The sequence below is a fragment of the Ectobacillus soli genome, from assembly GCF_042610425.1.
Taxonomy (GTDB): Bacteria; Bacillota; Bacilli; order Bacillales; family Bacillaceae_G; genus Ectobacillus.
Map to the genome: position 1 here is coordinate 1323009 of NZ_JBGJZM010000001.1, position 13260 is coordinate 1336268.

13 protein-coding genes and 1 riboswitch are annotated in these 13260 nt (G+C 34.9%); of the genes, 2 read left to right on the top strand and 11 right to left on the bottom strand.

The window, feature by feature from the left end; translation table 11 throughout:
• Positions 1-108: 108 nt before the first annotated feature.
• The 3 genes from yidC to ade form a co-directional block, all read right to left on the bottom strand.
• The gene (yidC, locus tag ACAN53_RS06865; RefSeq protein ID WP_379968361.1) at positions 109-888 is read right to left on the bottom strand and encodes a membrane protein insertase YidC; all 780 of its coding nucleotides are present in this window, start codon (positions 886-888) and stop codon (positions 109-111) included.
• 15 nt (positions 889-903) lie between these two features.
• Positions 904-1206, bottom strand: a complete 303-nt coding sequence (locus ACAN53_RS06870) for a hypothetical protein (RefSeq protein WP_379968363.1) — start codon at positions 1204-1206, stop codon at positions 904-906.
• A gap of 107 nt (positions 1207-1313) precedes the next feature.
• Entirely contained in the window at positions 1314-3038 is a 1725-nt protein-coding gene (gene ade / locus ACAN53_RS06875; protein WP_379970272.1) for an adenine deaminase, read from the bottom strand.
• Positions 3039-3089: 51 nt separating this feature from the next.
• A riboswitch (purine riboswitch) is annotated at positions 3090-3191 on the bottom strand.
• Positions 3192-3301: 110 nt separating this feature from the next.
• Between ade and ACAN53_RS06880 the strand changes: the two genes are divergently transcribed.
• Positions 3302-4054: a DUF4397 domain-containing protein gene (locus tag ACAN53_RS06880; protein WP_379968365.1), complete on the top strand. Its 753-nt coding sequence runs from the start codon at positions 3302-3304 to the stop codon at positions 4052-4054.
• Positions 4055-4105: 51 nt separating this feature from the next.
• Here ACAN53_RS06880 and ACAN53_RS06885 read toward each other — a convergent pair whose 3' ends face one another.
• Positions 4106-5218, bottom strand: a complete 1113-nt coding sequence (locus ACAN53_RS06885; RefSeq protein WP_379968367.1) for a histidine kinase N-terminal domain-containing protein — start codon at positions 5216-5218, stop codon at positions 4106-4108.
• Positions 5219-5569: 351 nt separating this feature from the next.
• Here ACAN53_RS06885 and ACAN53_RS06890 point away from each other — a divergent pair, with 351 nt between their 5' ends.
• A complete protein-coding gene (locus ACAN53_RS06890) occupies positions 5570-6055 on the top strand; it encodes a chromosome segregation protein (RefSeq protein WP_379968369.1) in 486 nt (161 codons plus the stop codon).
• Positions 6056-6119: 64 nt separating this feature from the next.
• Here ACAN53_RS06890 and ACAN53_RS06895 read toward each other — a convergent pair whose 3' ends face one another.
• From ACAN53_RS06895 to ACAN53_RS06925, 7 genes are all read right to left on the bottom strand, one after another.
• Positions 6120-6722 (bottom strand): GNAT family N-acetyltransferase, encoded by a 603-nt coding sequence (locus ACAN53_RS06895; protein WP_379968371.1) that lies wholly within the window; start codon positions 6720-6722, stop codon positions 6120-6122.
• A gap of 135 nt (positions 6723-6857) precedes the next feature.
• Entirely contained in the window at positions 6858-8708 is a 1851-nt protein-coding gene (locus ACAN53_RS06900; protein WP_379968373.1) for a hypothetical protein, read from the bottom strand.
• Positions 8698-10491 (bottom strand): AAA family ATPase, encoded by a 1794-nt coding sequence (locus tag ACAN53_RS06905; RefSeq protein ID WP_379968375.1) that lies wholly within the window; start codon positions 10489-10491, stop codon positions 8698-8700. Before ACAN53_RS06905 ends, ACAN53_RS06900 begins: the two co-directional genes overlap by 11 nt.
• A gap of 114 nt (positions 10492-10605) precedes the next feature.
• On the bottom strand, positions 10606-10863 hold the full coding sequence (locus ACAN53_RS06910) for a hypothetical protein (protein WP_379968377.1): 258 nt from the start codon (positions 10861-10863) through the stop codon (positions 10606-10608).
• A gap of 187 nt (positions 10864-11050) precedes the next feature.
• Complete coding sequence (locus ACAN53_RS06915; protein ID WP_379968379.1) at positions 11051-11605, bottom strand: YdcF family protein; 555 nt, start codon at positions 11603-11605, stop codon at positions 11051-11053.
• A 141-nt stretch (positions 11606-11746) separates the two neighbouring features.
• Positions 11747-12178: an Hsp20/alpha crystallin family protein gene (locus ACAN53_RS06920; RefSeq protein WP_379968381.1), complete on the bottom strand. Its 432-nt coding sequence runs from the start codon at positions 12176-12178 to the stop codon at positions 11747-11749.
• Positions 12179-12692: 514 nt separating this feature from the next.
• Positions 12693-13160 (bottom strand): GNAT family N-acetyltransferase, encoded by a 468-nt coding sequence (locus ACAN53_RS06925; RefSeq protein ID WP_379968383.1) that lies wholly within the window; start codon positions 13158-13160, stop codon positions 12693-12695.
• Positions 13161-13260: the final 100 nt, after the last annotated feature.

A 13260-nucleotide genomic window follows, 5' to 3' on the forward strand; every position in this document is an offset into this window, starting at 1 on the left:
CACTCCTTACAGTAGATTGATAATCTTTACATGGTAAACTATGCAGGACATTCCTAGGTTGGTTTGTGCGTTTGCCTATATAGAAAAAATCTCTGCTAAGCAGAGATTTTAAAGTTCTTCATTTATTTGAAGCGCCGCTGTTTTCTTTAGTTTACGTCGCTCCATGAACATCGTTTGAATTGCCATAAATGTATTTCCCGCCACCCAGTACAAACCAATGGCAGATGCTAAATTAAACGACATGAAAAATATCATAATCGGCATCGCATACATCATCATTTTCATTTGTTGGTTCATCATTTGATTATCTGACATATTCGGCCGCTTGTTCATTACATAATATTGAAAGAAAGTTGCCACTGCAGCAAGAATCGGTAATATGTGATAAGGATCTGTTTGCCCTAGACTAAACCATAGAAAAGTATGTGCTGCAATGTCCTTTGTTCGAATAATAGCATTATATAACGCCATTAAAATAAACATTTGAATCACAGCTGGAAGACAGCCCATTGCAGGATTGATTCCTTGTTTTTTATAAAGGTTCATCATTTCTTTATTCAGCTCTTGCTGAGTTTTCTGATCCTTTGCACTGTACTTTTCACGTAGCTTCTTCATCTCAGGCTGCACAAGTTGCATTTTCCACTGATTATCATTTAAAGATATGACAAGTGGTGTAAGAACAAGACGAATAAGAAGCGTGATTCCAATAATACCAATTCCATAATTATCTTGAAACAGATGAGAAATTTGGGTAATGACAAAAGAAATTGGGTACACAAAATAATGATCCCAAAGTCCCGTGTTCTGTGGTGTAATAGCAGATTTCGTACTACACCCTGTTAAAAATAATAGAAACGTAAGGGGTAACATCCCCAATAGTTTTTTCAAATGATTTCCTCCTCGTTACTTTTGGTTTATAGTTATAACCTGTAACGAGGGTATTCCATCATCATCATTTTCCGGAGAAATTTTGTGCCGAATGGACATAACGATTTGCTTCCGTGCATCAAGCATCCATACATTCGCTGTTAATTCATACGATTGCCGAACGGATGTAGAAAAGGACATACGTCTATGAGAATCATATATACTAGGAAGCTCAGAGAATAGACGGAAAGACCATCGTCCGCCGATAAAAATCGTACTAAGTATCGCAATTGTAATCATCGTTTCCCCATAATCAACGAGAAAGCCTTCAATCATCATATTCTCCTCTGCCTCCTTTCCAAAATTCTACATCCCTAAACACGATGTTTATTATATTCTTAGTGTTTTCAATTTCGTTATCATTGTGAGGTAGAAAACAAAAAATGTCAATTGTTTGTTACAGGAACCTCAATATGATGAAATGCTTTGACATCGAATAAGCCCAAATCTGTTATTTTCAAGGACGGTATAACAGGTAAGGAAAGAAAAGATAACGTTAAAAACGGATTAAATGCGGATGATGCACCGATTTCCTGTAAAGCCCCGTCAATCTTCTTTATCTGTTTGTATACTTCTATATAGCTCACATCTGACATCAAACCAGCAACTTTAAGTGGAAGTTCTGCTATGGTTATTCCATTATGAACAACGACTAAGCCACCTTGCATCCGTTCAAGGGAATGAATAGCAGCTAACATATCTTTATCATTTGTTGCAACTGCAATTATATTATGAGAGTCATGTGCTACGGTAGTCGCAATTGCCCCGCCTTTCAATCCAAATCCTTTAACGATCCCAAGTCCTATATTTCCAGATGCAACGTGCCGTTCTATCACAGCCATTTTTAATAGGTCTTGTTCGATATTTGAAACAAATTTTCCTTCTTTCGTATCCACATTCATTACGAGATGTTCCGTTAGTAAATTATTTGGAATGATACCTATCACATTTGCTCTCGTTGCATCGTGCATCTCAATAGCTATATCTTTTTCTATAATGGACGGTATATGTACTGTCTGTTTTATATGTTGATGATTCGCTCCTTGCTTCGTTCCACCTACATATACTCCATCTTTTGCAACAAGCTTTCCTTTCTTATACACATATGAAATCTTAAAGTCATATAAGTCATCAAGTAGCAATAAGTCTGCATCATATCCAGGGGCGATTGCTCCTTTATTATGAAGTCCGTAGCACTGAGCAGCATTAAAACTCCCCATACTGATTGCTGTAAGAGGAGATAGTCCATGTGAAATTGCAACCCTAACGTTATAATCTACGCTACCTTCTTCAATCAAGTCATCCAAATGCTTATCATCCGTACAAAATAAACAACGATGTGCATTTGCTTCTGTTACAGCATCTAATAAGGAACGTAAATTTTTTGCAACAGATCCTTCTCGAAGCATCACGTACATTCCGAGACGTAACCGAATGAGTGCTTCTTCTTTTGTTACACACTCGTGATCCGTTAATATTCCTGCCGCACGGTACACGTTCATATCCTGCTCTGTCAACCCAGCAGCATGCCCATCTATTTGCTTAGTTAGCAGGAGTTTATCAAGCATTTCCTCTTTTGCATGTAAAACAGCAGGAAAGTCCATTACTTCTGCTAATCCTAACACTCTTCTATGAGATAAAAAGGACTGAATATGTTCAGCTTCTAGAACAGCACCTGCATTTTCAAACGGAGTTGCAGGAACACAAGATGGCAGCATGACAAAACAATCTAGCAAACAGGCTTCTGAATCATCTAACATAAACTGAATCCCTTTTGTACCAACGACATTTGCAATTTCATGTGGATCCGTGACTACGGAAGTAACACCATGAGGAAGAACAATGTGGGAAAATTGGCTTGGCGTAACCATAGAAGATTCAATGTGAACATGAGCATCAATTAGTCCCGGAGAAACATAGCGACCGTTAGCATCAAATTCTTCTATTCCTTCGTAATTTCCGATTCCTACAATCACGCCATCTGTGATAGCAATATCACCTTTTACTATTTCCTTTGTAAACACATTAACTATATTTGCATTACGAATGACCAAGTCAGCACGTTCTTTTTTATTTGCAACGCTAATCCGTTTTCGTAAATGTTGTTTCATTAGCAAGATGAACACCCTCCTTTTTTGTATACGAGAATAAAAGATGGTGCGTCCATCAGCTTTTATTCTCGTAGTCAAGCTATTTAAGGTAGCTTGGTAGAAACACACGGACCTTATTTCCGCAATTATACGAGAACAATGTTTCGCTATGATATTTTTAGTATTGTAGCGTATTAGAATACAAAAGACAAGTTAATAGATAATTCATACATATTGTCTGCTAGCCTGGGCATATAGTATAAGGAGAATGAGGAGGGAAAGCTATGACTGAAATACAAAAGCACGCTTTTGATGCAAGCATGTACGAGCAGTTAGCCTGTTATTACAAATATCGAAATCCGCAAAAGTACGTAGAATATTATTACAAACATTATGAAGCGGTGCAGAAACTAGTACAGGCTTATGAACAAGGACGAATTACCCCACAGCAGCCTATGCAACAAGCGAAAGTACGTGTATTACATGCCTCTCCAAATACACCTGCTGTTGATATATACGTAAATAGCCAGGAGGTCCTCCAAAATATTTCATACAAACAATCTAGTAACTATATGTCCTTACCACAGGGACAATACCGCATTGATGTATATGCAACGGGAACTCATACATCTCCAATATTTTCAGCATTAGTACCCGTAATGAACAACAAGGTGTATACGATCGCTGCTGTAGGAGATAGCAGTAAATTCCAACTACTTCCTTTCATCGACAGCACTTATTTACCTTACGGAGATGCGAAAATTCGAGTGGCCCATTTATCTCCTGATGCACCATTAGTTGACATTACCTTTAAGAATGGCGAAACGTTATTTTCTAATCTATCATATAAACAAATCACCGAATTTTTACAAGTCACATCTGGAACTGCAGATTTAGAAATTCATGTGGCTGGAACGAAAGATGTTCTTCTGACAGTCCCAACTATGAAAATACAACCAAATACATTATATACGATTCATATCATTGGTTTTGCTACGCATTCTCCAAAATTGGAAACCATTCTCCTTACAAACTAAAAAGTCTACAAGTTAATTTGTAGACTTTTTAGTTTGTATATAAGTAACATATTATATTATGTACTTTTGAAACGTAATATGAAAGCAAGTATATTCTTCTGTAGATTCACATATGATTTGCCCGCCATGTTTTTCCACAATTTGTCTACATACAAATAAACCAATACCAGTGCCAAGCTTTTTCGAGGTGACAAATGGCTCGAAAATCATGTCAATTTGATCCTTTGGAATCATGGGACCATTATTTTGAATCGCAATATCTATTGAATTCTTATTTTCCCAAGTATTAATTGTAATCTTTCTATCTTCTTGTATGGACTCTAATGCATCGATACTATTCATTAGGACATTAAGAAAGACTTGTCTTAGCTCACCACGATATCCAATCATTTCTATCGGCATAGATATATCTTCTTGAACCTTAACATTTTTATCCACAATACTTGGATATAAGAAATGAATAATTTCATGAAACATATCATTAAGTAGAAATTTTTCTTTTTGTTCACTCTCCTCTCTTTTAGATACGAGTAAAAATTGCGAAATTCGAAAATTCAATTGTTCTATTTCATGTGAAATAATATCTAAATAAGGCATAGATGAATGCTCATCCCGTAATAATTTTACAAAACCCATTATGGAAGTAAGAGGATTTCTAAATTCATGTACAAAACTCGCAGACATTTGTCCAAGAATTGTCAGTCGATCCTTATGCGTTTCACTAATATATCTCTGTTGATTTTGCAAATTTTGCGCAATGATCGAGGAATATCTAAGAACTGTATAATACGTTAAATGGTCAAAAAACCTGTGAACTTTATTAATTAGCGGAAGCAAATCAATTGCCTTAGCATCGAATGTACACATTTTCTCAAACAATGCATTGCGTCCAATGTTCGTATTATAAACAAAGTCTCCAATATTTGCTTTTGCCTTCACTCGTTCCGATGCAATTTTATCACACATAGGCTGCATATCCTTTAATTCCATTTCTTCCATTACTAATGCCTTTAATAACATAAGTAATTTTTCTCCATTTACTATGATTTCCTCTTGAAATGGATCGTTATCAGAAACAATAAGCTGCTTTTTCCAATACAACAAAAATTCTGTTCTTTTATTTTCTAAGTAATCACAGAACGCTAACTCAATGTCACTTAGCATATAATAACCTCCTATCCCCTCCGTTATGCACAATTGAGCGGTATAGCGGACTTCTGTTATGAACAATGGTACCATGCAATAATAAATGTATTATTATCATTGTAACATTAGAAACCTATTATATTTATAAAAATATACTTTGCAAATATATTTTTTAACATGTTAATTGAGAAGAAAAATCAGCATTTTTACTAGAATACAACTCTTCTTCTCTCTTGAAAAGTACAAAAGACCGACTGGTAGTGGGAAATTTCACTTTCTTTGCCGATTTCAGACTTGTTTTGTCGTCATAGAAGGGAAATACAAAAGAAAAGAGAAAACCTACTACAAACAAAGTAAAGGAGGATAATAATGGAAATTAAAACTCCGATGGTAGCTGAGAAATTAGGTGTGAGTCCAAAGGTTGTCATGCGTATCGTGCAGCAACTACAAATCAGTTTACAAAAAAACAAAAATGGTCACTATGTTTTTTCAGAAGAACAAGTAAAGCAAATTGAAAGCTATAATGCTTCCTCACAGATACATCCAGAAAATGAAGACTTTAAACAAACTGGTGTAACTCGTGAGGACTTTCAATCTTTAATACATCTCATTCAAAATTTAGATAAACGCGTAAGTAGAACAGAAGATCGTATACAAGAAAAGGCTGATGATGTAGTAAATTATCAACTGTTACAGCATAGAAAAGAACTGGAGGAGTTGCATACACATATTATACAGCTCGAAAACCAACTTACTACTACCGAACAACCTAAAGGATACAGTAAGGAAACAAATGAAGTAAAAACCGAACCAACAAAACGCAAAAAATTAAGTTTAAGCATGTTTGGATTATAATCCTAAGTAGCTTCGACTAGGAATAATATCCTTACTCGCAATGATAGAAGTAACGATAATAGGATTATTCAGACAAAGTAATCCTATTATCGTTATTGTTTAATAACTGCATAGCGTAGGCATTTGTTTTAATTACATCACGTATTTCTTTAATTGAATAGACATGTTTCATCCCCTCATATGCATTAATCATAATTGGGACACCAATCATTACTTCATTTATTCTAAATTCCTTGTCAAGCGTATCTATTTTAAACCCTAAAAAAAGTAAATACATATACATTCTCTTTGTGACAACAGTAATATATGTAGTAGCTTTTGTTTCTAACGCATGAATGAATAAAATTGCTGCAAGTCGTTTAAAATAACCGCGTCCTCGAAATTGTCGTTCAATCATAAATTTCCCAATTTCATATAAGTTTTGTTCATGTCGCTGTATAATGCTATTAGAAGAAAATTTATAAAAATACTCTGAATTAGATTCCTGTGGATGTACATACTTTGCACATTCAACAGTTCCAATGTATTTATTTCCATCGTCCTCTAGTAAAAACCGCTCCGGCTGTAAATTTCTCTCAACAAATTGAATATTTCTCTCTTCACAAAAATCTCCCCAAAGTTGTTCAAAAACGAAATGATCTTCTTTCGTTTGAACTCTATGAAACATAATTCCCCACCTTCCTGTATACTAACCTTACCTAGTTTACACTATTTGATAGCGTTTTCATTACTTTTACTATATTCGTATCCTTTTAAAGATGCAACTAAAAATTTTGGGTCTAGTCTTATAGAATTGTAACTATCATCCTAATGCTAACCATCTTTTTAACAATTCCATCATTTCATATTCCCCCTTGATCTTTACTTCTTCTTGATGGGTTTTATAGGGATAGAACTGCAGAAAGATCCCACACCCACTTTCTATCTTTTTCGGGTGAACTTGACTACCAGGATAAACACATAATACTTCATGAATCGCTCTTCTTTGATAGAAAAGCTTACCCTGTTCTTCATGTACATATTTAATAGCCCAATATTTATACATTTGTTCCGTCGCCTTCGTATTTCCAATCGGCTGAAATATATTGTACATAGGACTATACTTCACTTCAATTATGATGGTTGATTGGTAGTTCCATTTTCCTTCTTCCATTTCATAATAATCGAGACGGATATCAGGTTTTTTTGTGTCTTCTCCGTTATAAAAATTACTGTTTTTACTTAATGCTATGATAGGATGTGTTTCAATTAACTCATTGTATACAATTTTCACCATTTTCTCATTGTAATGTAGTTCCACAATGGTACCGTCTTGAAGTCCATCCATATAGAAATAAGTTTGAATTTGCTCCAAAATAGGGCGAATCGCAGCAAAACCGATTTCCTGTAGCAGAAAAAGTAACGATACATATACGTAATATTCGTAGATTAGAAATGTAGGTTTATACACAAGTAGAAAGGATGGGGTATATTCGTGTATGTGTCCATCGCTAAGTTCTAACATAGACACGCATTGACGAAATGGAATCGGCAAACTAGGAAAGGAATTAGCGTGTGCCATCTTCATATTGTTCCAAAATGGTAGTTGTAACCGGTGCTTCATATAAGTGAAGAATTCATTAACAAAGCTATGAATCATTCGATACTCTTGTTTATTCACATTTAGTTTCTTTCTCTCGGTATCCTTAACTAGATATAAGTTTCTATATTTTTGTTTTTCTCTCTCGGTAACAGACCCATTTTTTTCAATTGATTGCATAATAGTTTGGAGTGCCTGCTTTTCACGTATTTTCACATTCATTTCTTGTTCCAACTTTTTAATTGTATCCTCTAAAAATTGTGTCATGTGTTGAATCTGAGAGAGGAAACCAACGAGCTTATATTTCACATATTGATGGGGTGGACTTTGCCTTGTTGTAAACATTCGATTCCAGAGTTTCCCCTCTTTTTGTAAAGGCTGTTTTTCATTTTTTCTAATTGTTCTATAGTTAGGTTTTCGTGATGAATAGTTATACTTATAGATTGCCGTAAAAGAATCTATTTTTTCCACTGTTAGAATATGTTTTTTAATCATAGGTATCCTTTTTAACAGCAGACGAATCGTTTTCATATATGAAGAATCTTCTAAATCCGTAAACATACGAAATGTTTTTTTATATTGGCCACGATCAAGTAGAAGATTATTCCACACAGATTGTACCGTATTTTGTATAAGCGATAACTGCACATCATTAAAATTTTTCGGTACAATTTTAATGGCAGCCATATATATTTTTTCCCCTATTCGAATTTCACAATGATACAATCCGCATCTCCACGGGTACACATGTTCAGTTTTTCCATGTTCATATAGTAAAATCTGGTTTTGTTTTCGGTTTAAATGATAGCAATTATCCATTCCCTGCTTTTTCCCATCATAGACTTTATTCCAGACAAATGTTACAGAAACATCTTGGTTGGTATGGAGAATCAGACGCAATGGTTTGAGCTCTTGTATTTCATATATACAATTTAATATATTTTCAATCGTATCGCTAACCTTGTTTAGCGATACGATTTCAGCTCGTTCCCCTCCCCCAACATATATTTGTAATTGAAAGGGAAGGATTTTGTCACTATCTACAATTGCTGTATACACATCATTATTTAACATATCCGAACAACTCCAACTCTTTTGCCTTTTGTTTCAGAGAGGAAATACTACTAGAAAATGATGAAACTTCTTGAGCAATTGGTGATTGTAACAAATGTAACAGCGATGTTTGACCTCGGTTTTCTTCGTCAACAAACGGCCGTACAACAGTATCTACACCCCTTATTTTAGTAAGTATTCGTTGTAATACTTGTATGTCTAGCGCCTCTTCTCTAGAAAGTAATGGAAAGTGATCATCATCAATTGGGATATTAATTAAATAGGTAGAAATCGCTGCAACCGTTCGAAACGATACGCCTTTTGTTGGATCTACTTTCTGCAAGGAAGTATGTAACCGGTCAAAAAACTCAAGCTCCTCTTCGGAAAAAACCATTGAAAATTGCCGCCTACAAACCCACTGTTCTCTATATTCATTAGCAGAGATAGAATTGTACACATGTTTTTTATCTTTCTTCATGAGAAAAGATTCGCGAAAGGAAAGTTTTTTTAATATCACCATATTTACTCGGTCTAATAAACGATCTGACAGCTCCTTCGTTGTCTCATCAAAATTAACAGTACCGATAAATATAATATTGCGACCTATTTTAACGGAAGAGGGGACACGCGATATTTCTGCATCCGTTTTATATAGATGTAGAATCCGCTTCTCTTCTTCCAGTTCTAAAAGGGAAAGAAAACTTGTAAACCAATGCTCAATAATCGATAAATTCATCTCATCAAACACGATCATATAGAGCTGTTCTGGATGAGTTGCAGCTTCTAACAAAAACGAAATAATTCCATGTTCACTTTCCATATACGTTCCGTTTGGATGTAAATAGCCAAGTAAATCTTGAGGCTCTTGAATAGTAGGAGATATGGGAACGAGAAGGAAATGCTTGTTATATTGTAGGCCAAGTGCTTCCCCGTATATCTGAGCCAACTTAGATTTACCGATACCTGGCATCCCTCCAACAATTGTAATCGGACTTGTTTTCAAGCAAATATGGAAATTATAAATGTCTAACTCATCCAAGTAGAGCTCTCTTTCAAGAGCTAGTTGCTTTATATTGTATAAAAATTGAATTTCCTTTTCATTGATTCCATTGTAAGTAATAACAGTATTATCCTCTGCCATAACTTTTTTACCGTATTCTTGTACGGTTTTAAGCAATTTATGAAAAGTAGCTGATGAGACAAAGTAAAGCGTTTCATCTACTTGCATTTCGATATAGGTAGACCAGTTTTCTATATCTAGATAAAGAGCCTCCATTTTTTGCTCAACGAACATCATTGCACTCATAGATGACTTTAATTCAAGGTTTCCATATAATCTACCGTCTTTTATAAGCATTTCGGGCATACCAAAATCACTCGTATATTTTGGTAGAAAAATAGATGTGTAACCATTTGCTAGTTTACGATCTAGTACAGCCCTCGTTTGTCCTCTTTGTAATAAAGGTGCAGGAATAATTTGATAGGAATTTGCTACTATTGTTTTTTTGGTATGAAGAATTTGAACATGGAGCCGTTGATTTCCATACTGTAACCGAAACATGATGAGACTCTGTTCACGTTCTAAATTATTTGTATTGGAAAAAAATGAGTCATTGTGTTTATTAGATAATAATCCAGAAAAGATGGGCTGCTCTGACGAATCCAATTCGCGCAGGAAGGATGGTACCGGAGATAAGCATTGTATATAAAAATGAGTTTGATCTTGTTTTACAAACTTTCCGACAAACACCATATGATGCAACCGTTTCATAACTGTAGGATGAATCGTTTGCCAAAGCTTCACATATATAGCCTCCTTTACTATTGCTTTTCCCAGTAGAGAATTCGAAAATAAGACAGCATAAATGAGAAAATTCTTCCCCCATGCCGCCTATTATCGGTGGCTATGTGTAGTATATTATAATATTTGTGCATTTTTCTCACGTTCTACAATATTTTTTGCTACACGCATTTTCGTTACGGAATATTGAAATGTACTATGTTTATCTAAATCCTCTTCAAGAATAATCTTACTAAGAGCCGCTACTGTACCAGCTAGGTGTTCGATGGAATCCCGTATGTGAGCATCGCGGTTCTGAAAGGATTCGTTACGAAGCATCACTAAAATGTCCTGTGCTAAACAAGTAATACGTTGCAATTGTTTTTGTTCTTCCATTATTTCAACACTCCCTTACATTGGATTTGATGTTATTTAGAAGGATAGATAGTACTATTCTATTCGACAAAGTTTCAATTCTTTCCTTGATAAAAGATTTAATTTGAATAAAAAATAAAAGCAGATCTCTCCGCTTTTATTGCACCAATCCTTTAGTTTATAAATAATCCTTCACTTAGCAATAGTACTACTTTCTTGTTACCCAAGTATGTATGATGGCAGCATATTCTCGTAAATAAGAAGCAAGGATTATCTTACTAGGAGTAGAAGCAGCTAATCCATCAGCGTTTAATCCCATCCGATTCGCAATCCATTTGGATCGATACAAATGATAATCGTTCGTTACGATTATTACATGTTGCAATTGGAATTTTTCTTGTGAAAATAACAGATTCTCATATGTACTTGTAGATCGGTCTTCTACGAGAATTCTATCATCTGGAACTCCGTTTTTCAGTAAATATTGCTTCATCGCAAGAGCCTCTTCTACAGGCTCATTATCGCCTTTTCCTCCTGATACAATTACCTTCACGTACGAATGTTCCCTCATATAAGAAAGAGCCGTATCTAGTCTTTCCTTTAAAGATAGCGAAATTCCTTCTTTATACACCCTCGCTCCTAACACTAACAAATATTCTGCTTGTTCTTTCGGTTTTTGCTTACTCGCTAAAAAAATAAGAACGGAAGCAATAAAAACATACATACAAGAGACGACAATGATGCTGAGCAGGACTAGTTTCATCTATTCTATTCCTTTCCATCCTATTTCGAGGAATGCATGTAAAGTGAGTTTGGTAACTTTACCAATTATACCATATGCAAAAAAAGAGATGCTGCAAAATAGGATTTGCAGCATCTCGCCCTAATCTAGGTTATATTGTTATTATTGAATATCAATCACTTTACGTTGTTCTTCTGTTTTGTTTGTTTTAGGTAAAATTACTTCTAACACACCGTCATTATAGGAAGCTTTGATTTGTTCTTCATCAATTCCATCCACAACAAAACGTCGCATATAAGTACCACTATATCTTTCCTTGCGAATATAGGATTCATCTTTGCTTGTATCTTCTTTTTGACGAGAGGCTTGAATTGTTAGCACACGATCTTGATAGTCCACTTGAAGTTCTTCTTTGGAGAAACCAGGAAGATCAGCATGCACAATATATAAATCCCCTTTTTCTTCAATATCAGTTGCAAATGATTCTGTTAACATAGGCTTGAAAAAGTCCCCATTCCACATATTCCATAAGGAAGACTCAAGTTCCATTAAACCATTGCGACGATTCATCAACTCTGGTAATAACTTTCTCATTTTCCGTCTCCTCCTTGTTATTTGTGAAAGATTTTCTCTTTCTATTATTAGTATAAAACTTTGGTCAAAAAAGGTCAAACAAAAACCAAACTTTTTCGCATTAGAAAAAGACCGTTTTACTACCTAATAACGGTCTTCCCCTTTTTCTATATTTCCTCTTTTTTCAGCCAATTAACAAAAAAGATGTAAGACTGATAATGCAAACGCCGAATGAAACCTATAAGTAATAGTAGAATAAGTCCAGTAACACTGTATATGGCAATAAATTTCATTATAAGGCTTATCCCCAAGGGAAAGAAAAAGAAATGTTGCATTACAAGTATGGCTACAAGTTGCATTGCAAAAAGCGGGAGATGCTGCCACTCAAATGGCAACCCTCTTTTCCGTAAAGCTCCTTTTATCGGAATATGAAAGAATTCGGTCAAGCCAAGGCAAAGGATTGTACAGAATATACCCACTATCATGCCATCCCTACTTTCTACTTCGTTACAAGAAATTTCGTATACTCGTATGCCTACAGTAGTAACTCCTTTTCATAACAATCTACTACCATTCCTTTATTCGAGCGTTTTCTCGCATAATGGGTATAACCAACATGTTTCCAAAATAATTTCGCCTTTTCGTTATTTTGTAAAACGCCAAGCCGAAGTTTCACCTTTCCTTGCTTTCTAAGCATTTCTTCTATGAAATAATACGCATTTGTTCCGTAACCAAAGCGATGATAATCTCTGTGAATCATAAATAACCCAAGCCAAGGATACCCATCCTTTTCATCCATAGTCTCAACTAGTCCGATGTAGGTATCGTCTACTTTTATGAAACTAGTACGCAAATTTGGGTTCTCGTGAATAAATTCTTTGTATATCTCTTCATTTGTTCTTGTTGATCTTCCATTTTCACATTTATTGTAATCTTCATTACTATTAACGATTTCCTTGACGATGTATAAGGATGATTTCGTTACTGTTTCTAACGTAAACATACATTCCTCCAAAATTTAATCTATGTAGTATAAATATATCCCCTGTCCTTTCAATTTATGAACAGAATACAAAAAGGAAGATGATAGGAATGGAAACACC

What these genes read in the sequence shown, in the direction of transcription:
- ACAN53_RS06900 (WP_379968373.1), bottom strand. Translation starts at nt 8,708, where the DNA reads ATGTTAAATAATGATGTGTATACAGCAATTGTAGATAGTGACAAAATC.
- ACAN53_RS06880 (WP_379968365.1), top strand. Translation starts at nt 3,302, where the DNA reads ATGACTGAAATACAAAAGCACGCTTTTGATGCAAGCATGTACGAGCAG.
- ACAN53_RS06890 (WP_379968369.1), top strand. Translation starts at nt 5,570, where the DNA reads ATGGAAATTAAAACTCCGATGGTAGCTGAGAAATTAGGTGTGAGTCCA.
- ACAN53_RS06895 (WP_379968371.1), bottom strand. Translation starts at nt 6,722, where the DNA reads ATGTTTCATAGAGTTCAAACGAAAGAAGATCATTTCGTTTTTGAACAA.
- ACAN53_RS06920 (WP_379968381.1), bottom strand. Translation starts at nt 12,178, where the DNA reads ATGAGAAAGTTATTACCAGAGTTGATGAATCGTCGCAATGGTTTAATG.
- ade (WP_379970272.1), bottom strand. Translation starts at nt 3,038, where the DNA reads ATGAAACAACATTTACGAAAACGGATTAGCGTTGCAAATAAAAAAGAA.
- ACAN53_RS06910 (WP_379968377.1), bottom strand. Translation starts at nt 10,863, where the DNA reads ATGGAAGAACAAAAACAATTGCAACGTATTACTTGTTTAGCACAGGAC.
- ACAN53_RS06870 (WP_379968363.1), bottom strand. Translation starts at nt 1,206, where the DNA reads ATGATGATTGAAGGCTTTCTCGTTGATTATGGGGAAACGATGATTACA.
- ACAN53_RS06925 (WP_379968383.1), bottom strand. Translation starts at nt 13,160, where the DNA reads ATGTTTACGTTAGAAACAGTAACGAAATCATCCTTATACATCGTCAAG.
- ACAN53_RS06915 (WP_379968379.1), bottom strand. Translation starts at nt 11,605, where the DNA reads ATGAAACTAGTCCTGCTCAGCATCATTGTCGTCTCTTGTATGTATGTT.
- ACAN53_RS06885 (WP_379968367.1), bottom strand. Translation starts at nt 5,218, where the DNA reads ATGCTAAGTGACATTGAGTTAGCGTTCTGTGATTACTTAGAAAATAAA.